The organism is Thalassobacterium sedimentorum, from assembly GCF_031127905.1.
GTDB classification, from domain to species: Bacteria; Verrucomicrobiota; Verrucomicrobiia; order Opitutales; family Coraliomargaritaceae; genus Thalassobacterium; species Thalassobacterium sedimentorum.
The window spans coordinates 136,085-160,497 of record NZ_JARXIC010000002.1 but is presented as its reverse complement, the minus strand read 5'-3'; the positions used below and the strand labels follow the sequence as shown (position 1 = coordinate 160,497).

At 53.1% G+C, this 24,413-nt stretch carries 24 protein-coding genes; 7 read left to right on the top strand and 17 right to left on the bottom strand.

Going from position 1 to position 24,413, the window contains the following annotated elements; translation table 11 throughout:
* Position 1: 1 nt before the first annotated feature.
* Positions 2–1,117 (bottom strand): DEAD/DEAH box helicase, encoded by a 1,116-nt coding sequence (locus tag QEH59_RS01700; protein ID WP_308983632.1) that lies wholly within the window; start codon positions 1,115–1,117, stop codon positions 2–4.
* A gap of 335 nt (positions 1,118–1,452) precedes the next feature.
* On the opposite strand from QEH59_RS01700, the gene rsgA reads away from it, so the two are divergent.
* Positions 1,453–2,538, top strand: coding sequence for a ribosome small subunit-dependent GTPase A (rsgA, locus tag QEH59_RS01695; protein ID WP_308983631.1), 1,086 nt, complete (start codon positions 1,453–1,455; stop codon positions 2,536–2,538).
* Between the two features lie 132 nt (positions 2,539–2,670).
* Positions 2,671–3,708 (top strand): transposase, encoded by a 1,038-nt coding sequence (locus QEH59_RS01690; RefSeq protein WP_308983630.1) that lies wholly within the window; start codon positions 2,671–2,673, stop codon positions 3,706–3,708.
* 45 nt (positions 3,709–3,753) lie between these two features.
* On the opposite strand, the gene QEH59_RS01685 is transcribed toward QEH59_RS01690, so the two are convergent.
* Entirely contained in the window at positions 3,754–6,240 is a 2,487-nt protein-coding gene (locus tag QEH59_RS01685) for a DEAD/DEAH box helicase (protein WP_308983629.1), read from the bottom strand.
* Between the two features lie 408 nt (positions 6,241–6,648).
* Between QEH59_RS01685 and QEH59_RS01680 the strand changes: the two genes are divergently transcribed.
* A complete protein-coding gene (locus QEH59_RS01680; RefSeq protein ID WP_308983628.1) occupies positions 6,649–6,921 on the top strand; it encodes a hypothetical protein in 273 nt (90 codons plus the stop codon).
* Here the strand turns inward: QEH59_RS01680 and QEH59_RS01675 are convergent.
* From QEH59_RS01675 to QEH59_RS01665, 3 genes are all read right to left on the bottom strand, one after another.
* Positions 6,918–7,910: a vWA domain-containing protein gene (locus QEH59_RS01675; protein ID WP_308949859.1), complete on the bottom strand. Its 993-nt coding sequence runs from the start codon at positions 7,908–7,910 to the stop codon at positions 6,918–6,920. The genes QEH59_RS01680 and QEH59_RS01675 overlap by 4 nt on opposite strands.
* 146 nt (positions 7,911–8,056) lie before the next feature.
* Positions 8,057–9,073, bottom strand: coding sequence for a vWA domain-containing protein (locus QEH59_RS01670; protein ID WP_308983627.1), 1,017 nt, complete (start codon positions 9,071–9,073; stop codon positions 8,057–8,059).
* A gap of 44 nt (positions 9,074–9,117) precedes the next feature.
* Positions 9,118–10,047 (bottom strand): MotA/TolQ/ExbB proton channel family protein, encoded by a 930-nt coding sequence (locus QEH59_RS01665; protein ID WP_308983626.1) that lies wholly within the window; start codon positions 10,045–10,047, stop codon positions 9,118–9,120.
* An 83-nt stretch (positions 10,048–10,130) separates the two neighbouring features.
* Between QEH59_RS01665 and QEH59_RS01660 the strand changes: the two genes are divergently transcribed.
* The gene (locus QEH59_RS01660; RefSeq protein WP_308983625.1) at positions 10,131–10,676 is read left to right on the top strand and encodes a glycine zipper 2TM domain-containing protein; all 546 of its coding nucleotides are present in this window, start codon (positions 10,131–10,133) and stop codon (positions 10,674–10,676) included.
* A gap of 85 nt (positions 10,677–10,761) precedes the next feature.
* Here the strand turns inward: QEH59_RS01660 and QEH59_RS01655 are convergent, their stop codons facing one another.
* Positions 10,762–12,612, bottom strand: a complete 1,851-nt coding sequence (locus QEH59_RS01655; protein WP_308983624.1) for a TonB-dependent receptor plug domain-containing protein — start codon at positions 12,610–12,612, stop codon at positions 10,762–10,764.
* A gap of 137 nt (positions 12,613–12,749) precedes the next feature.
* Here QEH59_RS01655 and QEH59_RS01650 point away from each other — a divergent pair, with 137 nt between their 5' ends.
* Complete coding sequence (locus QEH59_RS01650; protein ID WP_308983623.1) at positions 12,750–13,013, top strand: hypothetical protein; 264 nt, start codon at positions 12,750–12,752, stop codon at positions 13,011–13,013.
* Here the strand turns inward: QEH59_RS01650 and QEH59_RS01645 are convergent.
* The 3 genes from QEH59_RS01645 to QEH59_RS01635 are packed head-to-tail and all read right to left on the bottom strand — an operon-like array spanning position 13,010 to position 15,409.
* Entirely contained in the window at positions 13,010–13,618 is a 609-nt protein-coding gene (locus tag QEH59_RS01645) for a 3'-5' exonuclease (RefSeq protein WP_308983622.1), read from the bottom strand. The two genes, QEH59_RS01650 and QEH59_RS01645, sit on opposite strands and share 4 nt — an antisense overlap.
* 12 nt (positions 13,619–13,630) lie before the next feature.
* Complete coding sequence (locus tag QEH59_RS01640; RefSeq protein ID WP_308983621.1) at positions 13,631–14,605, bottom strand: MBL fold metallo-hydrolase; 975 nt, start codon at positions 14,603–14,605, stop codon at positions 13,631–13,633.
* An 18-nt stretch (positions 14,606–14,623) separates the two neighbouring features.
* Entirely contained in the window at positions 14,624–15,409 is a 786-nt protein-coding gene (locus QEH59_RS01635; protein WP_308983620.1) for an AsmA family protein, read from the bottom strand.
* Positions 15,410–15,447: 38 nt separating this feature from the next.
* On the opposite strand from QEH59_RS01635, the gene QEH59_RS01630 reads away from it, so the two are divergent.
* Complete coding sequence (locus QEH59_RS01630; RefSeq protein WP_308983619.1) at positions 15,448–16,419, top strand: rhomboid family intramembrane serine protease; 972 nt, start codon at positions 15,448–15,450, stop codon at positions 16,417–16,419.
* 158 nt (positions 16,420–16,577) lie between these two features.
* On the opposite strand, the gene QEH59_RS01625 is transcribed toward QEH59_RS01630, so the two are convergent.
* The 8 genes from QEH59_RS01625 to QEH59_RS01590 form a co-directional block, all read right to left on the bottom strand.
* Positions 16,578–16,748, bottom strand: coding sequence for a FeoB-associated Cys-rich membrane protein (locus QEH59_RS01625; RefSeq protein WP_308983618.1), 171 nt, complete (start codon positions 16,746–16,748; stop codon positions 16,578–16,580).
* A 22-nt stretch (positions 16,749–16,770) separates the two neighbouring features.
* Positions 16,771–18,981 carry a ferrous iron transport protein B gene (gene feoB / locus QEH59_RS01620; protein ID WP_308983617.1) on the bottom strand — a complete coding sequence of 737 codons (2,211 nt, stop codon included), beginning with the start codon at positions 18,979–18,981 and terminating at the stop codon, positions 16,771–16,773.
* Entirely contained in the window at positions 18,981–19,205 is a 225-nt protein-coding gene (locus tag QEH59_RS01615; RefSeq protein ID WP_308983616.1) for a FeoA family protein, read from the bottom strand. Before QEH59_RS01615 ends, feoB begins: the two co-directional genes overlap by 1 nt.
* A gap of 189 nt (positions 19,206–19,394) precedes the next feature.
* Positions 19,395–19,922, bottom strand: a complete 528-nt coding sequence (locus QEH59_RS01610; protein WP_308983615.1) for a gamma carbonic anhydrase family protein — start codon at positions 19,920–19,922, stop codon at positions 19,395–19,397.
* 90 nt (positions 19,923–20,012) lie between these two features.
* On the bottom strand, positions 20,013–21,338 hold the full coding sequence (locus QEH59_RS01605; protein WP_308983614.1) for a Glu/Leu/Phe/Val family dehydrogenase: 1,326 nt from the start codon (positions 21,336–21,338) through the stop codon (positions 20,013–20,015).
* 54 nt (positions 21,339–21,392) lie between these two features.
* Complete coding sequence (locus tag QEH59_RS01600; RefSeq protein ID WP_308983613.1) at positions 21,393–22,052, bottom strand: SOS response-associated peptidase; 660 nt, start codon at positions 22,050–22,052, stop codon at positions 21,393–21,395.
* A gap of 72 nt (positions 22,053–22,124) precedes the next feature.
* The gene (locus QEH59_RS01595) at positions 22,125–22,472 is read right to left on the bottom strand and encodes a four helix bundle protein (protein ID WP_308983612.1); all 348 of its coding nucleotides are present in this window, start codon (positions 22,470–22,472) and stop codon (positions 22,125–22,127) included.
* A gap of 126 nt (positions 22,473–22,598) precedes the next feature.
* Positions 22,599–23,561 (bottom strand): hypothetical protein, encoded by a 963-nt coding sequence (locus QEH59_RS01590; RefSeq protein WP_308983611.1) that lies wholly within the window; start codon positions 23,559–23,561, stop codon positions 22,599–22,601.
* 104 nt (positions 23,562–23,665) lie between these two features.
* On the opposite strand from QEH59_RS01590, the gene nth reads away from it, so the two are divergent.
* The gene (gene nth, locus QEH59_RS01585; RefSeq protein ID WP_308983610.1) at positions 23,666–24,319 is read left to right on the top strand and encodes an endonuclease III; all 654 of its coding nucleotides are present in this window, start codon (positions 23,666–23,668) and stop codon (positions 24,317–24,319) included.
* The last annotated feature ends 94 nt before the right edge of the window (positions 24,320–24,413 follow it).

The following is a 24,413-nucleotide window of genomic DNA, read 5'->3' as shown; positions in this document are numbered from 1 at the left end:
TTCAAGTGATTGGTTTGAGCATATTTATTGTGATGCATAAGTCGCGCTCGTAGCGTTGTATGAGTCGGAGTTCCTGGTCGGTGACGATGGAGATCGCCGTGCCGACTGCGCCCATACGTCCGGTGCGTCCGGCACGGTGTAGGTAGTCGTCCGATTGGCTGGGGAGGTCGAAATTAATAATGTGTGTTAGACCTTTGATATCCAAGCCTCGGGCGGCGATGTCGGAAGCGATCAGAACCCTTGCGGTGCCTTTGCGAAATTGCTTCATGGCCATTTGACGATCGAATTTACTCATGTCGCCGTGCAATACTGTGTGCGATAGGTCGTATTTTTCCAGTCCCCCGTCAACCTCTTCGGCGGTGACATTGCGGTGGGTGAAGATGAGGGCACACTCTGGCTGCAAGTGTCGCAATAACTTGCCCAAAGTGTCGATCTTGCGGTGAAAGCTAGACTCGATATAGACATGTTCGATCTCTGTGTCAGATGCGATCGCCTGGCCACTGATCCATTGCACCGATTTACCAATAAATTCGGCGTTTCGAAAGGTGTCGCTCTTTACCGTGGCGGAGGCGAAGATCAGCTGCCGGTCGCGCGGCATCTTTTTGAGCAATGCTTCAAGGTCTTCGATGTGGTCTTCAGCGAGCAGATTGTCCGCTTCGTCGATGCAAACGGCTTGGCACTTATGTAGTTTCAGTTTGCCACTGTTGGCTAATTCCAGCATGCGGCCGCAAGAACCAACAATGATATGAGGCTTTTTCTTTAACTTTTCTTTTTGACGTTTAGCTGATGCGTTGCCGATCAAGAGTTGACTACGAATAGCAAGTTTCCCGGTTGCATCCAATTGACGAATACTGTCGTGTATTTGAACCGCCAACTCCTGGGTCGGCGCTAAGATCATGACTTGTAAGTCTGTTGCGACCACATCCAGTTGGTTTAATAACGGGAGTAGATAGGCCAACGTTTTACCGCTACCTGTAGGTGCACTGAGCCAAGCATTCTTGTGTGCGCTGAGAGTGGCGTAGGCTTGTGTCTGAATGTCTGAAGGTGTGTGGATGTGGAGTCGCGCGAGTTCGGCAACGAGTGCATCTGAAAGTCCCAGTGATTGAAAAGTAGGCATATCCCGTAGGAAAACAAAATGTCGGGTTGATGCGACGCATAAACACAGCAATTAAAACGTAGGGGCGTGATTTGAGAATGGCTGGAGCCAGAGCTAGCAGAATTTTCGCGTCATAATCGTAATCTTAGTATACTCCTGCTTATGTTTTACCGCAGATGATAAACATAGCTAGCGTTTATTGGTTGGAGCGTTTGCTCTATGTGAATTCCATGAATCTGTGGTTTTATCTCCCATCTTTATTTGTTTTTGATTCGCAATCTGAGAGAGTTGGCTTGTCGTGTCCCTACGAATAGAATGTTTGTGCTGCGGACGTAAGCACTTAGTATTCTGCCGAAATGACACTTGAAGACCTAGGATGGAACGACCGCTTTGCGGCGGAATTTGTAGACTGTTTACAGCAGGGCTGGGTGCCTGCGCGTTTGATTCGCGATAATAAAATCTCTTATGGAGCGGTGCTTGAGGGAGGCGAAGAGATCGAAGTCTCGCTGGGGGGGAGCGTATATCATGCGGCTGAAACGGATGCCGCCCTTCCTTCAGTCGGCGACTGGGTTGCTCTCGAAATGGGTGCAGATGAGAATGAATACGATGCTGTGATCCGTGCACGTTTAGAGCGTCAAACCTGTCTCTCACGCAAAGCCCCTGGTAAAGGAACGGAAGAGCAAGTCATCGCTGCTAACGTTGATATCGTCTTTGTCGTGACTGATGCCGGGCAAGATTTCAACGAGCGTCGTATGGAGCGTTATTTTGAAGTGATGCAGCGCAGCGGCGCACGTTCAGTGGCGTTGATTAATAAAGCCGACCTACATTCTGATGAAGCCAATCAATTGGCAGCCGATGCATTGCGTGCGCTCAACCCCGACGTTGAAGTTGCGATTACCTCAGCGATTGACCAGTCGGGTGTGGATGCGATTCGACATTACCTTCAACCCGGAGTTACGATTGCACTGATAGGGTCCAGTGGTGTAGGGAAGTCGTCTCTCATCAATCAACTAATTGGTCAGGACTGGCTGTGGACTGGCGATGTCAATGCCGTTACCGGAAAAGGCACCCACACCACCACTGCGCGCGAGTTACTTTGCCTTAGAAGGGGCGGCATGTTGATCGATAACCCCGGAATTCGCGAAGTTCACATGTGGACCGATGCCAAAAGCCTCAAGGCCAGCTTCGCTGATTTCGATGCCATCGCAGCACAGTGTAAATTTAAAGATTGTAAGCATGGCTCTGATAAAGGCTGTGCCGTTCAGGCCGCCATCGCAGCGGGCACACTCAGCAAGGAGCGCTTTATTAATTATCTAAAACTCGACTTCGAATTAGAGCGTTTGAGTCAGCGTAAAAAAAAGCATCAGATCACAGTCGGTCGTCGTCATCGTCGTGAGCTGAAATCAAAAGGAGAGAAATACAGTAAAAAGAAGGAGCGGTAGTGCTTGCTTCCTAACTGGTTTAGTTTTTCGAGGTAACCGTGCTATGCTTGAAAAAGTAAATTATTATATATTACACAGGGTATTTAAAATAAATAAACTTGTCAGCTGTAATTGAGGTTTTAGGCTTTTGATATGGGATTTATGATGCAGGGACGTTTTCGGGGGAGGCATTTGGTGCAGGGATCAGTGGGGGTCTACCATGTGACGAGTCGGACGGCCTGTGGACAGTTCCTTTTCGATGATGAGGCGAAGGCTGTGTTTCTTAAAATTCTTCGCAAGCAGGCGGGCTTTTGTGGGGTGGATGTTTTAGCCTATTGCGTGATGGGGAATCATTTTCATTTGTTGGTCTCTGTGCCTTCAGATGTGAATGTCTCTGACAGTGAATTGCTTCGGCGTTATCGGCTGCTTTATTCGGAGGGGCATTGCCCGCCTTCGGCTCCGCTGCCGGGTATGCTGGCCAGGCTTCTTGAAGTGAATGGGGAGGCGGGCCAAGCTGTGCGTGAGCGCTTGTTGGCTCGGATGCATGATTTGTCGGCTTTTGTACGAGAGTTGAAACAGCGTTTTGGAATTTGGTATAATTATCGTCATCAGAATAAGGGGACGATTTGGTCGGATCGTTTCCACAGTGTGATTGTGGAGGCCTCGGCGGAGGCGCTTTCAACGGTGGCGGCATATATTGATTTGAATCCAGTGCGGGCGGGCTTGGTTGCGGACCCTGCGGACTATCACTTTAGCAGCTATGGGCGTGCGATTGGAGGCAATCGTGAGGCGCGACGTGGGTATGAGCGGGTGTTTTGTTTGTCGGCTGCGTGGAAGGCGGTGCTGCCTTCGTATAATTTGATTTTATACGGTAAGGGCTACCAAAGTAAGGGGGCTGTGGGCAAAGATTATGGGCGGATTGACCCTGTGGTGGCCCAGCGGGTGATTGAGAATCATGGTAAGCTGCCTTTGTCAGATGTGTTGCGGCTACGGGTGCGCTATTTCACGGCGGGTACTGCGATTGGTTCGGCTTCGTTTTTGAAAGAGCTGGCCACTGGTCTGCGAGAGAGTCATGGTTTGGAACGTAAACGGGATGACTATCCGATGCGTTGTGCGGAGTGGGGGGATTTACGCTCGTTTCGGAACCTTCAGGTTGAGCCTGTGGTGACTTCTTCGTTTGATGGCGGCTGAGTTGCTGCTGGAGCTCTGTCGGGTCTATCTACGCTCGTAAGGAAGTTATCTTTGGCGCTGTTGTCGTGTGAGTGGAGGCAGGTTTTCAAAGGGGAGACTGGGGCGGTCGTTGGCTAGGGATTGGATGCATGTTTCTTTTAATTTGAGCCAGCGGTCCCATTCGTAGTCGGGGGCGTGTGCGATGTGCAAGCGTAGGCTGCGCCATTCCAGGCGGGCGCGTTCGATGTCGCCTTGGCTGAGCTCGTCGTCGATGTAGGCGGCGGCATGGCTGCTTTTGTGCTCGATGTTATACAGGATTTCGCTGGCGCCTTCGCCGTAGTCTTCGGGCACGCCGCGCCTTAGGTAGCCGGGGATGCTGCGCAAGCCGTAGGCTTCCTGGCAGAAGGCGGTCAGCGGGCGACCGGCAAGGGCGAGTGCGTTGAAGCGGTGCCCGGCCCGCAAATTGGCGAGATCGTAAACAAGTTCTTCGATCGGGTAGTGCTTGGCTTCGAGGGCGGCGGCCACCGCGAGGCCTTCGCCGTGATTGAAGAAAGAAAAGATAATCCCGCGTCGGGTGGGGTGGGCGCGATGGTCGATGAGACCGAGTGCATGCCATTGTTCGGCGACGCTGCGTGGGGTGGAGTGGGGCCGCTGCGCGGACTGGGAAGTGGAGATCTGTCTTCGCTTTGCTACGCCGTGACAAGGTGGGGAGTGGGGAGAATGTTGATTGTTGGGGTGGCTGCCGGTGATTTCGCGTTTGCGCTCGATGGGATTGAGTAGGCCTTTGCCGCTGAGGTCTTTGAGCGCGTAGATTTCACCTTCGCTGTAATCGAGTTGTGCGTAGAGGCTGCCGTTACGCTCGCCGAGCTGCACGGAACGTCCGCCGCGAGTGAGTGAAGCGAGATTGGGCACGATGCGGCGCTCGATTTTTTCCAGTGTCCAGAGCTTGGGAATGTTGGGTGTTTTGCCCTGGTGGCGCTCTTGTTCGCGCAGTGCCTTACGCAGCCACTTACTCAGGCTGAGCCGGTTGTCGTCACGGGTTTGGGGGAAGGTGGCGAGGGGCACTTCCAGGCCGTAGCGGCGGTCTTTGCCGGTGCCGAATTTACAGATGGTGCCGATGCGCAGGCTGGCGACGATTTTGGGGCTGCTGAGTCCCGGGCGCCAGCTGCCGCGATCGAGGTACCAGCTGTCTTTGAGTTTGAACAGGATGGGGGCTCGTTTGCGTTCCCAAATACCTTCGCTGTTCTTGAATTCTGTAATCACTCCGCCGGACAGGGATTGTTCGTGATTGAGGGTGCTGGTGGGGTGGGCTTTGCTTTTGCGCTGGTGCAGAAAGTCGTCCAAGCCCAGCTGGATGGGCTCGCGGGCGAAAAGGCGGGCGGTTAACTCGCGGGTGGCTTGCAAGGGTTGCTTGCCATCTTCGACTGCGGTTTGAATGACTGTGAGTAGGGAGGGCCAATCGACGTTGCCTTCGCGTTGCAGGCGTAGGGCTTTGGCTTCGTTGAGTCGGGGGGCATTACCGGTGAACAACACGCTGCCGCGATCGTCGAGGCCGCGGCGTCCGGCGCGGCCGAACATCTGTAGCAGCTCATCGGGGCGCAGGTGTCGATGCGCTTCGGCGACCCGGTATTCGCGATCCAGCACCAGCACCGAGCGCATGGCAAAGTTGATGCCGGCGGCGAGCCCCGTGGTGGCGACGATGACTTTTAACTGGTTGGCCTTGGCGAGTGGCTCGACCAGCGCGGCGCGTTGTGCGTAGCTCATGCCACTGTGGTGAAACGCGATGCGCTGCTTGAGGGTGCGAGCCAGCTCGTTGCCGGCGAGGGCCTTTTGTTCGGGTGTGAGCACGATGGTGTCGGGCTCGGGCAGGGCGGCGGCCAGGCTGCGGGCGAGGCTTTCGGCTGCCTTGCGACGGGGAGCGAAGATCAAGACGGGGCCGAGGCCGGCCGCGAGTGCGCGCGCGATATAGCGTGGCCAGCGGCCATGGATGTTCTTGGGCAGTTGCTCGGGCAGGGCGTCGAGGTGAATCTCGTCCAATGGGACCGGGCGTTCACGATGGCGCACGGTGGCGACGGTGCGGCCGCAGCCTTGTAGCCAAGCTTCGATGTCTCGGGGATTGGCCACGCTGCCGCTGAGTAGTAGTAATTGGGTGTCAGGCGGGGCCATGGCGAGTGCTAGCTCATAGTTCACGCCGCGGGCATGGTCGCCCACCATTTGGTATTCGTCGATTACCAGTAGGCGCGGACCACGCCCGGTCATCAGGGCGCGTTTTTGCGTTTCCAGGGTGGCGATCACGATCGGAGCGTCGCTTTGATAGCTGACGTCGCCTGTCTCGATCCCGACGCGCCAGCCCTTGGCTTGCCACTCACAGAATTTATCGTTGGCCAGTGCACGGGTGGGCACGGTGAAGACCGCTTTGCCGGGAAAGGCGCGTTCGACCAGATGTTCGAAAATGAAGGTTTTGCCCGCACCCGTGGGGGCATCCACAATGACGTCGTGCTGCGCGCGCAGCAAGTTGACCGCCTGTTGTTGCCACAGGTCGGGTATGGTCAAAGCTGTTTCTAGGACGTCCACCTAAACAGATTCGGCCGAAATTGGGATGCTGTAAAGTGTGGGCCTAGGATCTTTTAGATTTTAAGGGCAATTGAGATGCTTGTGTTGACAAAAGGCACACATTCGCAAAGGTGTAATGATGTTCGATTGGTCTGATGAAAAAGATTCTCTACTTCGTCGAGAACGTGGAGTGAGTTTTCAGGATGTTATTTATCACATTAGTCAAGGTGATGTCTTGGCACTTTCAGATCACCCGAATGTTGAGAAATATCCGAATCAGAGAATCATGTATGTCCGTATGAATGACTATTTCTATATGGTGCCGTATGTTGAGAATGACTCGGGTTTATTCTTGAAAACAATTATACCGGGTCGGAAAGCGACGAAACATTACTTGGAGGAAAAGCGATGAAAGAAGATAATTACGAAAAAGAACTGCTTGAGGCTGAGGATGATATTTTAAATGCCGCAAGGGCACCTAGCGATCGAGAGGCTGCGCTGCTGAAAGAGGCTGCACAGCAGACCTACAACAAAGATAAACGGATCAATATTCGTATTTCGTCGCGCGACTTGAGTGCTTTGCAAAAAAAAGCGAATCGCTACGGTATGCCGTATCAAACGCTGGTATCGAGCGTCTTGCACCGCTACGTGACGGGGGATTTGACCGAAGTGGATTCCTAAAGGCTCGGCTTTAAGATCAGCACGCCGTCGTGGGCTTCGGCGATTTCGCGCATGATATTGGCGTAGCGCTCGTTGCCTTGTGCGGCGCCGAGTCGGAAGGGGTTGATGAGAGTGGGGAATCCTATGGCGCTGATGGATACGGGGCGCTTGCCAGTGGCGGGATTGCGTGGGTTGAGGCGGTCGAGCTGGATGAGGAGGCTCTGGGTCGAGCCGCGAAAGTCGTCGCCGATGAAATAAATGCTCATGGAATCGTCGGCTTTGAGGCTGGGCTTGAGATCGCGTATGGCACGGCGTAGACCGGGTTCGGGATCGCTGACGCTGGCGACTCGATAATTGAGGATTTGCTTCAAGGCTTGTTGTCGCAGGCCAGAGGTGTCGGGCAGCCAAAAGCCTGCGCGGTTGCCGATCATATAATTACCGCTGGAATCGAGGAACTGGATGCTGCGCACCTCGGGCAGGCTGTCCAAGAGTTCTCGGATTTGGTCAATCACGCTGTAGTGCAATTGAGCGGTCATTTGGTTGCGCATACTACCGGAGGTATCGATGACGAAGGCGACGTGGGTGGCTTCGGCTGGCAGTCCAATGGGGGGGAGGTCTTCGTGTTTAAAGCTTTGCAGTAAGCGATTGGCCTCGGAGGCGGCTTGCGCGGCAGTGCTGAGGTTGGCCTTGCGGCTGTCATACTCTTGTTGTAAGTCGGCGAGTTGGGACTCCAGTTCTTGAATGAGGGAAAGGATGCGTTCACGCTCGGCGCTCGTTTGTTCGCTATGAATGGCGGCTTCCAGCAAGGCGGCCTTTTCAGCGACATCGGCTTCCAGCATGGCGAGCTGTGCTTGCATGGACTTTAGGGTGGGCACGTCGATTTCACTTTCGACGCCGTGCGGTCCTGAGCCGATCGAGAGGATGAACAATAGCAGGATCGCCCCGAAGCCACAGCAGAGGCAGTCGAGAAATGAGAGGCTGAAAACCTCGATGGGGCGGCGTTTAATCATTTATGGATGGGGGATGAATGATGAATGATGAATGATGAATGATGAATGATGGGGGATGGGTGATGAATGATGGGGGATAAATGATGTCAGTTATTATTCATCCGCCATCCGCCATCCGCCATCCGCCATCCGTCATTGCGCTAGCGTTAGTGCGCGGCCGGCCAGTCGTTGTCGGGGATGAGGGTGATGCCTCCGGTGCGGCCGCTGAGTTTCCAGAATAGGCCTGCCGCGGAGGGATCGCCTTCGAAGGGGAAGAGGATGGTGTTGAAGGGATAGGTAAATTGCTGGGCCATGGCGCGGTTGAAGAGTTGCACCCGGTCGGCTTCGCTGAGGGCTCCGTTGCTGGGCGCCGGAGCGCTGGGGAGTCCGTCGCCGATCAGTAGTAAACTGCTGGCGCGTTGCTGGAGTTGGTTGACGGTTTGCAGGGCTTTGGCGAGGTCTGCGCCCCCGCTGGCTTGGAGTTTGTCGAGGCGATCCAAGCAGGAGAGCAGGGCGTTGTTATCGTAGGGATCGATGTAAGGATTTTGTGGGCTACCGGAGAGTGCTTGGGTATTTTCAGCCATGGCAAAGATCGCCACTTGGGTGCCTTTGGGGATGGCTGCTAGCACGGCGCGCACGGCGGCTTTACTGCGGAGCCATTTGGGGGCGTTGCTGCCGCGGCCTTGTTGGATGATTTTCACGGCGCTGTTGGCATCTTCTGCCAGCATGCTGCCGGAGCTTTCGAGTAGAATGACCGCACGCGGGGCGCGTAAGCGTAGGCCTGAGAGGTAGCTATTGTCGGCAGAGGGGCGATCGAGTGCCGCGGGCTCTTCGCTGGGGTCGGCCTCGGATTCCAGTGCTGCGAGGGCTTCGGCCTGTGCTTCAATCGCTTTAGCGAGGCGTTCTTGTTCGGCGGCCAATTGAGCGACGCTGGTCGCGTTGCTGTCTGGTTGCGGATCCAGAGCCTCGATCTCTTTTTCCAGTGCCTTTTGCTTCGCTTCAGTTTCGCGAATGGCGGCCTGCAGTGTTTCGGCGGCCGCTTGCGATTGAGTGGCCTGTTCCTGGCTATCGGTGATTTGCGCCTTTGCCGTGAGAATGAAAAGCAAGAGCACGGCCCCGAAACCGCAGCATATGCAGTCCATAAAAGAGAGTGCGGAGCTCTGTGTTTCGCGGCGACGTTTCACGGGAAATAATCTCTAGTTTAAGTGCTTGGGCGGTGGGCTGAGGTTTAACGTTCGTTCCTTGCTTCGTCTTGGCTGGCTGAGTTCTGCTCTTTATCCTCGGTCTGCTGCTCACGGATAGCGGTTTCTTCGCGGTCGTAGAGTTTATCGATCAGTTGCTCGCGGCAGAAGGTTTGTAGACGCAGAATCAAGCCTTCCTGGCCGCCTTGTAGCAGATGTATGAGCAGCATTAGTACGATGCTAATGAAGAGGGCCACCAGGGTGGAGTTGAAGGCCACGCCCAGCGCACTGGTGACGCCGGAAATGTCGCCTTGTAGCGCTTCGTCAGCGCGCTGCAGTGCCACGCCGATCCCGCGCACGGTGCCTATGAAACCAATGGAAGGGATCGCCCAGACGAGGTAGCGGAGCATGGAGAGCTCGCTTTCTTGTTGCTCGGAGGCCACTTCAAGTCGCCCCATGATAGTTTCGGTGGCTTCGGGCACGCTGCCGGTCATGTGATAGCGTTCGAGTCCACGCGCCATCACGTAGGGGAGGATCTTATTATGCAAGTCGTGCTGTTGGCTCTTGCTATCAATCTCGGCAGAGAGTGTGCCTGCGCGCTCGCGTGTGATGCTGCGCGCGCCAGCCAGTAGATCGACTTCGGGCTCCGTATCCAGCCCCTCGCTTTCGGGCGCGAAGCGGCCGAGTGTCTTGGCCTCGTAGTTAAGCAGTATGAATTTATAGATCAGGATCATCAGCCCCCAGAGAAAGAGGGAGATACAAATTTGCTGCTCATAGTCTTTGAGTATCACGAATAGGCTGGAAAAAGAGCTGCCGACATCGACGCCATAGCTGTTAGCCAGATCAGCCTGATTGGCCCCGGGGCGTATAATGAGTCCGTAGAGAGTGCCGACAAAAATGAAGGAGGCGATCAAACCAAGGGTGAAAATGAGGCCTTTGACAGAGAAGAGGCCGCGTTCAGGATTTCGTAGACTCATAGATAGCTCGGAACTTTAGATTGAGAGGAAGTCTTATTATTCTGTGCATTGCAATTTCTGCAAGGGCACTTATTGATAGCTTTATGAACAAACTTTTTGCCTCTACCATCTTAATCTTGGCTCTCATTTTTGCAACGGGTTGCCAGAACAATCCGAATCGCGGACGTGATATCGGGATCTTGGCGGGCGCAGTGCTCGGCGGGATTGCAGGTGCTCAAATGGGCGATGGCGGCGACGCAAATGTCGTGGCTGGTGCCGTGATTGGTGGGGCCTTAGGCGGGCTCGGGGGAAATCAAATTGATAAGCGCCAAGAAGAGCTACAGGCCGCGGAGGCACAGCGCCAATATGAGTATGAGCAAGAAGTTCAGGCTCAGGAGAAGCTCGAGTCCGAAATCAAAACTTTAGAAGAGAAGCGTATCCGTGACGAGATCGCACGCAAGGCGACCGCTGCGGATGTCACAGCTGCCGAGCGTGAAGCTGCTCGTGTCGAAGCAGAACTCGCCGCTAAGAAAAAGGCTTATGAGGAGTCGCAGGCGCGTGCGCTTCGCATTCAAGAAGCGCAGGAGCGGATTGCTAAGGCTCAGGAAGAGTTGGCAGAACTCGAACGCCAAGAAAACGGACAGTATTAGGAGTGCCGCTAAATTTTACACAGAAATGGCGAGTGCTACGAAGCACTCGCCGTTTTTTTGATGTGATTTAGAGTGAGCAATCGAGTCACCAGCGGTAAGTCATACCGGCGGAGTATTGGTCCCCGCGGCCAGGAGTGCCGGGCACGTCTTCGAAGTCGTCATCCCAAGCGTTGTCGATGGCGAAGAAGAGCTCTAAGTCTTCGATCTGTGGTGGATAGAGGCTCAGGCTCAGGTTGGTGAAGAGGGCAGTGTCGCTGCTATTGCGAAGTGCATTATCTTCATTCTCGCGCCATTCGTTGTCGATGCGGACTTCGAGCATATCGATTGGACGCCAGATCGCACCTAGGGTGACGCGGTGCGTTGCATAGTTGAGCGCGTAGAAACTCGCATCAATATTCGCGTCGCCGTAGTTTTCGTCTTTAGTCAGGAACGTGTAGCTCAGAATGCCTTCGACATTGCCCCAGTGCTTGGTGCCGATGAGTTCGACGCCGAAGGTTTCTAGGTCGACATTGTTAGCGGTGCGAGCGGAGGGGCTGAGGTTGCTATAAGTCCAGTCGACGAGGTCGTCGTCCCAACGGTAGAAAATTGCGCCTTCGAAGCTCCAATCATTACGTGTGAGTTTGAGGCCAAGTTCTAAGTTCTGGCTGCTCTCACGGTCCAGGTCAGGATCGCTGGCAAATAATTGACCGAAAGCAGTTCTTCCGCCGATGGCTGTGTAGCCAGCGACTTGGCTAGATTCTGTGAAGGAGAGATAGGCACTATCACTATTTCCGTTGCCGTGTGTGCGTTGCCACGTGATGTCAAAGGCCGGTGAAATAGAAGACGGATTACGATTGGTATCGTCGAAGCTGGCGCCTGCTCGGACAGTGAGCGTGTCGATCTCATTGAGCTGCATTCGATATTCTGGCATCAGACTCGCTTTGAAATAGCTGCGCGAGGTGAAGCTGTGTTCTAGAGTCGTCGATTCAATTTCGTCGGCGGTAAATTGCGTGGTGTAGTTCAGCGCGAAGACAGAGCTAAAAGCGTGCTTACCGGCCAGTGCGAATGCGTGCACTTCGGTTTCGTGGATGTAGGCATCGTCTGGAGAAAAACGATTAAAGACATAGTGATCCGAGTGGCGACGCGTGTAGCCAGTCGCCTCCCAGTAGCTGTTTTCGTCGTATTCTTGTCGATGATTGATGATGAAGAGGCGTGTTTTCAGGTTCTCCGTTTCATTGGCTCCGTAAGGGGCTGCATATAATTCCGGCCAGCCAAAGAACTTTGATTGATAACCCGCAAAGAAGTCCGTTTGCGAGTTTGGTCCTAGAATCTGTAGTCGTCCCGTCGTACGGTTGAAGTCGTGGTCGCCGTATTCGATGGTACCATCGCTTTCAGAGCGCGACACTTCCGCTTCTAGGCCCCAGCTCCAGTCACCATTCTCGCCCAGCATGCCAGTTTGGCCGTGATGGATACGTTGAAAGTTCAAATCGTGGTCGCCGCCGCCCACTGTCAGGCTGCCGCCGTCGCTGATTTGGCTCCAGCTGTAGCTGAGGGTGCCGACCGAACTATTGAAGCCGTAGAGCGCATTCTCGGTGCCCGTGAGCACTTTCACGCTGTCGAGCATCTCCGGCGCGATGGGTAGTTCCGCGAAGTAGTGCCCCGTTTGAGGGTCGATCAAGGTCGCACTGCCCACGCGGAAGCCCGTATTTTCAAAAATCCCGCCCCGCACGGTGACGTCGCCTTGCGCTTCGGCCATTCCGCGCGATTGCAGATCCACGCGCGGCTCAAACTCCAAGTTGGAGATGGGCGATTCATAGGTGGCGACCGGCAGTAGATTCGCCGTTTGCTGCGCATCGATGTAGAGCGTCGGCAGCATTTGCGCTGTGTCTGTTTGGCCTAATAGCGGCAGTGCAATGGCAGTCAAAATGAGAGAAGAACCTTTTTTGAACGAAATCATGGCTATAAGCTAATGACGCTACGTTCGGAAAAATCAAATGTTAATTAAATTATAATTTAGATTAACAATGCGGTTATTTTAAAGTTGGCAAAATCAAGAATTCGTATCATGCAGGCTCTTTTACAAATTCGAATTTTATGCAGCTTTTAAACCTCAGTTTCGCACTACTACTTATACAAATGGTGATTTGTATTCTACCTGGAGTGCTTGGTATTTTTATGATTGCGAGTTCTGAGGAACGTAAGCGTGAACTGCGAAATGCGCTCTGCAATAAACTTTTTGGCGTTAGTAATGCCATACCATATCCTAAGTTTGCGCGTACGATGGTAATTTTGGGGGCTTTACTTTTGGTTTTTGCGCTGACAGCAAGTTGGTTTTTGCTTTTACGGGAGATGTTTTAGGCATCGCGCTCGTCGATTGCTTTGCGATAGATTTCACGACTGATCCAGGCGTCGGTTGCTGCGTATCGAATTTGTTTTTGGTCTAATTCAGCGCGTGCCCAGTTGGATACTTGTGCGGCTTTGCTGATGCGTCCTTGGAGCAGTAGTCCCGCTAATGCACGTAAACCACGGTTCTCGTAACCTAATTTGAGTGTGATATCTGCGATCTCAACGAAGCCTGCGGGGGCGAATTCATCCATCGCTCGGAGTTCTTTGACATCATCTTTGATGGCGACTCCTGTCTTTAGAATGTCGGGAGATTCGAGTATTGGCAAGAGGGGGGCGAAACTTTCTGTTTTACTGATGCGGAAGAGGTAAACACAATGCTCGGTCGCGAGTTGTATGAGTGCGGGTGGGTAATACTCACCTTTTTTAAAAGTAGGCCGTGTTTCCGTGTCAAATCCGAGGTGGGATTCGGTGATGAGTTCGGCCACCGCTGTTTCCATTGTTTCGATGTCCTCCAGTATTCGAATTTCGCCTTCCCAAGCGATGAGTGGAAGTTCGTTGATTTCTGCTTTGCTGATTTTACGCTTTGCGAGGTTTTCAGTTTCGGTGGTGTTAGGCATGTGAAAATAGGATTAGGCTTCAATCTCCAGGCCGTCGAAGGCCAGTTCGATACGCTGTGGGTAAGTCGGTTTATTTGCGTGGTTGGATAATTGCTGATTGTATTCGGCGCTATAACTCAGTGCGTCTTTATGAATGTCTTCAATTTCGGCGTCGGTATAGGCCGGTTCGTGATGGAAGACGATAAGTTGGCGCACTTTTGCACGGGCTGAGAGTTCGACTGCTGTAATATGATCAGAATGACCCCAGTTCCTTTTTTCATTGGTGGCCTCCTCGAAGGTGTATTGTCCATCAAAAATGAGTACATCTGCGTTTTTGAAAAAATCCACGAAAGGGTAGCCTGCATTACGTGCTTCAGGCCCATGTTCTGAATCAGAGGAGAAGATGATACGTTTTTCTCTCTCCTGAAAGCAGTAGCCCCAGGAGTCGCCTGGGTGTTGTTGTTTTATGGTTGAAACGTGGACATTTCCCACATTGAAGTTTGCGCCGTTCTCTTTGATATCAAATTCAATGGTGGCCTGCATGGCTTCAAAGGGGACTGGAAAGCAAGGTGCTTGCATTTGTGCACGGATTGCTCGCTCAGTTTCTTTATGGAAACCGTGAAAGATGATACGGTTCCCCGGTAAGTAGGCTGGAGTGAAGAATGGGAAGCCCTGAATGTGGTCCCAATGCAAATGCGAGATGAAGATATGATAAGTGGCAACCGAGGGCTTTTTTCCTAAGCTGAGAGCAAAATCACGTAGCCCTGTACCTGCGTCACAGAAAATATATTCATCTGTATCGGCTACGATTTGTACACACGAAGTATTCGCTTTGTAGGTGCCGCGCGCGCTGTGCGGTAAGGTTTCGAGGTAGCGGTCGATATCCTCGCGCTTTTCAAATTTTTCTGTACGCGCTCCCCATATGGCGTCCCTAACTTTCTGGCGAATCGATGCCGAAGAAGTCGGGGAGGGGAGTGAGCCACAAGAGCCCCAGATGATTGCCTTCATGCTGACTGAAGCCGGATACTAGTTGCCTAGCAGGCCTTTTAGGCTTTCGCCGACTTTGTTGACAGCTTCGTTAGCAGCATCGTCGAGTTGTTGTGTTGCTTGTTTGGACGCTGCGTCCAGAGCAGCCTTGCCTCCCTCCTTGAGTAGATCGCCAGCGTCAGCGATCGCTGGGCCGATGGACTGAAGCAATTTAGTCAGGACTAGGTCCATGACTTCAGCCATCGTCATGGAGCCTCCTTCACCAATATTATTCATTTCTATTCGAGGCAGTGTGACGGTGCGCCCGACTCCCAGTGCGCCTACGTAGACCGTGCCATCTTCAATGAGCAGTTCTTTGATGACGACTTGTTTCTTTGCGCCTGTGCTGGGTTCAGGATCGGGACTGGGCCCGCTGGAGGGGCCTGTAAATGCCTCGATATTGTTCATCAAGTCTTTGACGTTTGAAGAGCTTAGAGATTTCTCATAGCTGATGGCCGGTGCCTTGATTAGAATATGGTCGATGATAATGGTTTGATCTAGAATCGTACTGGTATCGATTTTTAAGTCGATTTGCCCGAGTGCAAAAATATGCTCACTTTGATAGCCTTCCGGGTTCCCTACATTAAGACCCTTTAGAGTTCCACTGCCTGATAGAATCGAGAGATTTACGTCCTCCAGCGTGACATCTGTTTGCGTGACGCGGGGGCCATATGTTTCGACTGCGTTTTTGATCTGCTTATTTAGTCCACCGGAAAGGACAAAGTAGACTACCGCACCAGCGGCAAGCGCGATCAGAAGAAGTCCGAGGAGTAATTTTTTGAACATAATGGGTTTCAGTTAATAGATTGATTGTAGGACATAGCTTGCAGCATGATCTTACGATGGCGAGTTTGAAAAATAATCCAGTAAGGGGCGAGTTTTCTTTGATAGGCTTTGAAGCGCCCGATGGCCTCGTGCCGGTGGCAGTGTATGGAAGCTTTGCTTCGGCTGGGGATGCGGGCTTGGCAATTCTTGCCATGGGGAAGGCGTATTGGACTCTCGTGCACGATGGGCAGTATGTCGTCTGTGTGGCTGCAGTTGATGCGACCTCAGTCGCTGCTGAGTTGCGTGCTATTTCGGAATTAGACGCGAGCCCGCGTCGATACGCTGGTACCCGCTATCGTGAATTCACTTTTGGGTATCTGAGCTTTCTGCTGTATGCGCTCCTATTAGTGTTTTGTTATCGGTGGCAGCAGGGAGGCGACGTTTTATCGCAAGGGCGCAGCGATTCGCTCGCAATGGTAGCTGATGGAGAATGGGCACGCGCGTTAACAGCGCTTTGTTTACACGGTGATCTCGTGCACCTGGTTTCCAATTTAGTGGCAGGGATGGGCTTTGCTTTCTTTGTCGCTCGTTTTTTCGGAGCGGCATCGGGATGGTTCTTGGTTTTGACCAGTGGTGTGCTGGGCAATATGCTAAACGCCTGGGTTTATTATCCAGAAGCGCATTATTCTATTGGTGCATCGACGGCTGTTTTTGGTGCTTTAGGACTTTTGACTGGGGTCGGGCTATGGGTGGCGCTGTCAGAGGCTCAGGAGAGTTGGTTGATGCCACGTTGGTTCATGCCTGTTTTTGGTGGAATTACTCTACTTGGACTTACAGGAATTGGTGATGGTGCGCTACATGGAATCGTTGATGTCGCGGCGCATATTAGTGGTTTTTTGTGTGGCTTGGTATTGGGCTTCGTTGGGGCAATTTTTCAGCGAGCATTTGTCTACCTCGAGCAGCAGCGATACTGGGTCGGACTGCTGACCATGGGGTTGGTGGCGCTGGCCTGGGCCTCGCGAATCAGCTGATTTTTTGAGGGAGTTTGGAAGTCAATTACCAGCGCGGAGTGTTGAAGATCCGAGTGATTGAGGCTAGGTCGACTACATTTATCTTAAATTTAGACAGCGGCTGTCACTTTAGCACATTGTGGTTAAGCCAGCGGTAGTTATAAACTGCGGATGCTAGTTTACTTGTTCGGCTTTTTAGGTGTCTGAATATTGGGCTTGGGCACTTTGCAGTCGACTGTGCCGCAACCGCAGCCGCCGCCATTTTTGCCCTTGGGTTTAAATGTTTTATAGAGATACAGCAGCGCGCCTAGGATGATGATTGCGACTAGGATGATTTCGATGCGTTCCATATTTTCGTATCTTGATTAGCTACTATACAAAGAGCATGCCGACTTGATAGACAACCACTGCCGCGATCCAGGCGAAGCCTGTCAGAACGAAGAAACTACCGCTCGCCCACCACCAGTTCAGCTCTTTGGCAATCACGGCAAGAGTGGCACCGCATTGCATGCAAAGAGCGAAAAATACCATGATGGAGAATGCGACCGGAATGTTGAATACGGGTTCACCTTTGCGCGGCCCGGATTCCCATTTGGCCTTACTTAAGGTGCTGCGGAGGTCGTCCGATTCCTCATCGACTTCGCCACCCAGGGCATAGGTAATGCCCAGAGTTGAAATAATGATTTCGCGTGCAGGGAAACTCGCCAGCACGCCGACGGTTATCTTCCAGTCATAGCCGGCAGGGGCAAAGATCGGTTGTACGAACTTTCCAAAGCGGCCCATATAGCTTTGTTCTAGGTAACGCGCAGAAATTTGCTCCTCTAGCTCAGTGCTTTGCACTTCATCTAGTTCGATTTCTCCGGAAATTTCGCTCATGGCGCCTTGAGTGATTTGACCGATGTATTCTGCAGTTACATTTTCTTCGAGCTCTGCTGAACGTGGGAAATAGAGCAGTGCCCAAATAATGATCGTCATGGCAAAGATGACAGTGCCTGCGCGCACGACAAATTCTTTACCACTTTCATACATACGGTGAAAGACCAGTTTGACTTGAGGCACTCGGTAGTGGGGCAATTCCATTACGAAGGGCAGGGGTTTACGGCCTTTATTGACAGTTTTGTTGAGTACCCATGCAAAGGGGGCGGCGACTAAGGCGCCGATGAAATGCATGGCAAAGAGTGTTGCGCCTGCTACGTTAGGGCCGTAGTTGGGCTCGATGAAGGCACCGATTAGTAAAAGATATACGGGGAGCCGGGCTGAGCAACTCATCAGCGGAGCGACCAGAATAGTAATCACCCGCGCTTTGTTGTCGTTAATGGTGCGAGTGGCCATAATTCCAGGGATCGCACAGGCGAAACTGGTTAGTAGTGGTACGAAGCTTTTGCCATTGAGGCCACACCATTGGAAAAGTTTGTCCATTAGGAAGGCTGCTCGGGCCATATAGCCGGAGGCTTCCAGGATGGAGATGAAGAAAAATAGCACTAGAATTTGTGGTAAGAAGACCAAAAATGCACCCACTCCACCGATTATACCATCTACGATCAAACTTTGCAGCATGGGAGTCGCCACCAGCGCGTCGGAAGCGATGCCCTGCATCCATCCTACAATACCTTCAATCAAATCCATTATGGGCCCCGCCCAAGTATATACAGATTGGAAGACGACATACATCATCCCCACAAAGACCAGCAAGCCCCAGAACTTATGCAGTAAGAGTTGGTCGATACTTTCTGACTTACTGCGTTTTTTTAGGGCCGATTGACGCTCCAATACGTCGTTGAGCAAAGGATTGAGAAAGCGAAAGCGCAAGGTCGACTCCGCAGCGTCGGGTTGAAACCCGTCTTTGTAGAGTTGATCGCGGGCAGCCTCGATGATCGGTGTATGTTCATCGGACGGTGTCTGTAGGCGTTCGCGCACGGCGCTTTTGTTATCAAACAGTAGGCGTTGTAATTCACCTTCGCTCAGGGATTCATTACGCTGATCGACCAGTTGCGTGCGTAGCGATGCGATCGCTTTTTTGACTGGCTCTGGCCATTTGGGGCGTACCAGTGTCGGGCGCGTGGCGAGCGCTTTTTCAACTGCCTTGGCCAGTTCGTCGGTCCCACTCTTGCGTTTGGCGACAGTCGGGACCACGGGGACTCCGAGACGCTGCTCCAAAAGTTTACTGTCGATCTGTAAGCCTTTTTTCTCTGCCACATCCCAGCAATTTAGCGCGATCACCATGGGCACTCCAAGTTCAGAGGCCTGCGAGGCTAGAAACAAGTTGCGTCGTAGGTTTTCGACGTCCACGACCACGATGACTAGATCCGGCGCGCTGCCTGCCATGCCGTGGCCCGTGATGACATCCACCGCGACGCGTTCGTCCAGTGAACTGGCGCTCAAGCTATAAGTGCCGGGCAGGTCGATCAACTCGACCGATTCGGAATTGGGCATTGTCCATGTTCCGGTCTTTTTTTCAACAGTTACACCAGAGTAGTTGCCTACGCGCTGGCGCATGCCTGTTAGCGTGTTGAATAGCGAGGTTTTGCCGGTGTTCGGATTTCCGATCAGGGCAATTCGGCGGTTGGATGCGGTAGCGCTCATTAAATTGGCTCGACTTCGACGTGGGCGGCATCTTCCAGACGCACGCTGATTTGACAGTCGTTGAATTCCACTGCGATGGGATCTCCTAGAGGTGCTTCATGAACGAGACGGATCTCTTGCTCTGGCAGTAAGCCCATTGACATTAGCCTCGAGACGCAGTCGTTGCAGCAATCTAGGTTTTTGACGCGGAACAGGCCGCCTTTTTTGATTTCGTTCAGTCGCATGGTAAATAGTATCGGCTGAGAATAAGTCTCAATCGCTCGTTGATGAGAAGGAGTTATGACTGAATTGCAAGCCTCAGCTGTCTTAGGCGTGAGAGTTTTCAGGCCAAGGCGGTTTGTGGCAGCCGGATCGTGCGTGAAGGCTCCGCACGGAGGCAGTGAGACTGGAGTCAAGCTCGCCTTGCGTGCGTACTAGCTAAAACGCTTTTTGTGGCCACGCGATACGGTCACGTATTTTTCGGCGAGTCCTTTCAGTCCCGCGCGTTCCTCATCGCTGAGTGCGCGCACCACTTTAGCTGGAGCCCCGAGCACTAGCGAGCCTGCGGGGATTTGCGTGCCTTTTGTCACCAGTGCGCCCGCACCGATAATCGACTGTTCGCCGATGACAGCGCCGTCAAGTATCGTGGCCTGCATGCCGACCAGGCATTCGTCGCCAATTTCGCAGGCGTGGATCATGGCCGAGTGGCCGATGGTTACATATTTGCCGACTTTTACACCGTAGTCGTCGGCTAGGTGCACGACAGTGCCGTCTTGCACATTGGAGCCTTCGCCGATTTCGATGGTATTGATGTCGCCGCGCAGCACTGCATTGTGCCAGACACTGGAATTGAGCCCCAGGGAGACGGCGCCAATGACGACGGCGCCTTCAGCTACATAGGCCGAATCGTCGATGGCCGGAGTTTGATCAAGATATTTCGAGAGACGTTCATCTATAGTCATAGCTGCCCATTAAGCGTGAGAATGGATTTTGCGCCAGTTCAAAGCACTTCTATAAGCAGGACTTGAAGACTGGATAATCATAGCGGGCCTTTACGGAAATACGCCGCGCATCTCATAGACTGTATCCAGGTGTGCGATCGCGGCCGCGTAGGAGGCAAGGCGCATGCTGCAGTCGAGGCGCTTGGCGGTGGCCAGCACGCGCTCGGCGGAGCGTGTCATCACTTTACGCAGACGCTCGTCGACCAGTTCTTCATCCCAGGTCTCGGATTGTCGGTTTTGTTTCCATTCGAAATAACTCACGGTCACACCGCCGGCGTTGCACAGGATAGCGGGCAGCACTTCTACGCCTTTTTGGAGTAGATGCTGCTCTGCGCGTGGGGTGGTGGGAGCGTTGGCTGCTTCGACCACCACTTTACATTGTAAGCGTTCGGCGTGTTCGAGGTCCACCATCTGCTCCAGTGCGGCAGGTATGAAGAGGTCGACGGGGGTGCTGTAGAAATTGGGCGCGTCGATTGCGTCGGCTCGGGCGAAACCGTTCACGCCGCCAGTGGCTTGCACGTGCTGCGCCAGTGCTTCGGCGTCGATGCCGGCTTCGTTGCGGATGGCACCGGTGTGGTCCATCACTGCTTTGAGTTGACTGCCGCGTGCTTGGAGTAAGCGAGCGGTCCATGAGCCGACATTGCCATAGCCGATCAGGCTGAAACTGAGCTTTGATACGTCCATGTCCATGCCGGGGAGGAGGGCGTCGAGCACATAGACCAACCCTTGGCCAGTGGCTTTTTCGCGTCCAGCGGAGCCGCCGAATTCGAGAGGTTTGCCGGTGACGACGCCGCGGGCGGTGACCTTGGTGGAGGACTCGGCGAAATTGATATAGGTATCGGCCATCCATGCCATGATTTGTGCATTGGTGCCCATGTCGGGGGCAGGGATGTCGTAATCCGGGCCGATATTGTTACCCAGCGCAGCGGTGAGGCGACGAGTGACGCGTTCGAGTTCGCTGCGGCTGACCGAGCGTGGATCGATCTTAAGCGCTCCTTTGGCGCCGCCGAAGGGCAGGCGGGCCAGCGCACATTTCATCGTCATGAGCAGTGCCAGCGTCTTGACCTCGTCCAGCTTGACTTCGCTGTGATAGCGGATGCCGCCTTTGTAGGGGCCCAGCACGTTATTGTGTTGCACGCGGTAGCCCTTAAACAGGCGCCAGCGCCCATCGTCCATTTTGACGGGGCAGTGCACCATGATCTCGTTCTTGGGCTGTGAGAGGATGAGTTTGAGACGTTGGTCTACTTTGAGCAGGTTGGCTGCATCCAGCACCGAGCTAATGGTCTGGAAGTAGAGGTTGTGATCATCGTAGTAATCATCCAATTCGTGGAAAATTTCCCGGGCGGATTGGCAGGCTGGGGTGTTGCAGGGCTCCATGTGGATAGATTGTCTGTGTTTTATTCAGAAGACAAGTGCCGTTCCGATATTCAGTCAAAACAGCATCAGTTGATCGTCCGAGAGTGCCGCGGTGGCTTCGATTAATTGACTGTCATTATTGTGCACGCTGTTGACTCTTCGTGAGACGGGATGTTTTTGCAGTGAAACCTTATCCGAGAGTGCGAGTGCGTCGCGTTTGTCGAGCGCGCCGCCCAGCCAGTCGGCACTAGAATTATTAGGTAAAATGACCGGCATGCGTTCATGGATATCGCGCAGAGAATCGTGAGCGACGGTTGTGAGCACGACTACCGAAGGGAAGGGTTCATCTTTAGGGGCTGGGGACCAGAGCCCCGCGAAATAATGTAGCACACCTTGTTCGGGGTAGATGTAGTAGGGCTGTTTGGTGATGCCGTCTTGATACCATTCGTAATAGCCGTTGGCTGGTAGCAGGCAACGATGCGTGTGCCAGCTGTCGCGGAACCGCGGGCTTGTATCCGCTGTTTCGATACGAGCGTTGATGTGGAAATTTTGCGGGGTTCGCAGGCCCCATTGCATCATCGCTGCCGCTGGAGTCTGGCGTGTGCGGTTTGCAATGCTGAGCACTTCACGGCCCGGGCCGATGTTATAGTCTGGCTCATAGGCATCAGGCAGTGCTAAGGCAATGGCTTCAGCCAGTTTTTGTTTTTGTACGTGCAGTGTGTAGCGTCCGCACATGAGGCCGTGCTTCTCACGGAGTGAGAGTGAAGGTGAGAGTGAGAGTGAAGGTTAGAGTGATCAAGGATATGGCTATTGACCGAGTGTATTGATTGTTTTTGAAAGTATGGCAATGATTTCGTCGCAAAGCTTTTGGCGAGCTTCGATATCTTCTTGCTTCAACCAGTGTTTTAGGCGGCCGTAGCGGCCTTTGGTTTCTTGGGCGGAGCCACGTGAAATAATAAGAAAATGACGATAATCCTTACGACTTCCTCGACCGTAGCCTTCTTCGATGTTGGCAGCAATTGAGTCGGCGGAGGCAAATTGTTGTTCGACTAATCGCTTGCAAGCAAACTCAGTCTTCAAAGGCCGCAGGTCGTTCACCACATGGTCAAATAACTTATTCGCTTTAATCAAAGCACCAAAATTATCCAGTTTCATAATGCCTGTATAATTCTTTTTTCCCAGCTGTCACTACTTTACGTTAGATTGTCACTTTCACTCTGCGAAGCAGTCACTCCGTCTAAGAGGCCACTTTCACTCTCACTTTCACCCTCACTCCGCGCGCTAGCGCGCGGTCGTCCATATGCGTAGGGAGCTTAGGAAGAAGAGCTCTAGGGCGGCGACTTGGTTGAAGTTGATCTCCATCAAGCCCGCGGATTTTTCCAATGCTTCGGTGGCGCGGTGTAGGGCGCTGGCGGGGAGTTCACCGGTGTTGAGGGCTTCGATGTCGCGGGCGAAGCCGGCGGTGGCTTTTTCGATTTCTCCGAAGAGTTGTTTGCGGTAGCCCTTGCTGAGGCCGACCTCCATCGCGTCTTTTTCATCGGAGGTGATATGCTCAGGCAGGCTTTCCTTTTGCGTTTTCCAGGCGGTTGCGGTCATTTCATTGAGGATCGCTTGAAAGCGGGCGTTGAGGCCGTAGGCTCCCATCATAATGTGGGGGATGGTCTTCTTGTTGGGACCTTTTATCAGGCGTCCGAGCCATTCACGGTAGGAGACTACCCAGGATGCCCAATCGGGGTGTTGAATGGTTTCCAGCGTCGCTGGAATTCGGAAATTGAGGCAGCGACTGCGAATGGTATCGAGTAGATCGTAAGGACGTGTTGTGAGTAAAAACAAGGTGGTGCCGGCAGGTGGCTCTTCGAGGGTCTTTAGAAAGGCGTTGGCTGAGGCGGGGTTCATGCGGTCTGCGTCGATGACGATACCGACCTTGCGGCCGCCTTGATTGGAGCTCTTGGCTATATCGATGACCAGCTTGCGCATGGTGTTGTTTTCTTCTGTCTTGCCCACCTTGATCAAGCGAGCTTTGCCGCTGGGGCGTAGGATGAAACAATCCGGGTGTTCGAAGGGGTTACGCATCGTTTCCAGCAGGTGAGCGGCGATAGCGCGCACAATTGTTTCGAGGTTTTCCAAACTCTCGCCGTGTAGCAGGATGCCATGGCCGAGTCGATTTTGTGCGAGCGAGCGTTCTAGCACTTCGACTGCACGTGTCTGACGCAGTTCTTCGGGAAGGGAGTCGGATAGTTTCATTGGTGTGGATCTATGCTTTGAAATTGCTCAATAGTGTAGAAGCGCTTAGCTCAGTTTTTGGCTTAAGATCGCATCCTGAGCAAGAAACAAGACTACCTTTTCCAATGATTAAAAAAGAACGCGCCGCTTATATTCAAAATCGCTTACAGGAGCTCTATCCTGATCCGCCTGTGCCCTTGGATCATAAAGACCCATATACACTGTTGATTGCTGTGCTGCTGTCGGCCCAGTGCACCGACGTGCGGGTCAATCAGATCACGCCCTTACTCTTTGAGCGGGCCGATACGCCCCAGGCGATGGTGAAGATTCCGGAGGAGGAAATTCGCGCGATTATTCGTCCCTGCGGTCTGTCGCCGATGAAAGCGAAAGGCATTGCGGGGCTTTCACGTATTTTGTTGGATCAACATGGTGGCGAGGTGCCCGCAGATATGAAGGCGCTGGAAGCACTGCCTGCTGTGGGGCACAAAACGGCTTCGGTGGTGATGGCACAGGCCTTTGGGGTGCCCGCGTTTCCAGTCGACACACACATTCATAGGCTTGCGCAGCGCTGGGGCCTCACCAATGGGAAAAATGTGGCCCAGACCGAGCGAGATCTGAAGCATTTGTTTCCAAAGTCCAGTTGGAATGACTTGCACTTGCAGATTATTTTCTATGGACGTGAGTATTGTACCGCGCGTGGTTGTGATGGCACGGTGTGTGAAATTTGTCGTACAGTCTTTCCTCGCCGAAAACGGGCGAAGCAGGTGTTCAAGGCTTAGTTGAGCTGTATTTGGGCGAGCGAGCCTTAGAAGAGCGAATTGAGATGCGGCGAGTTTATTGATCGACGGCTATGTGCTCGCTGCTACTTTATTA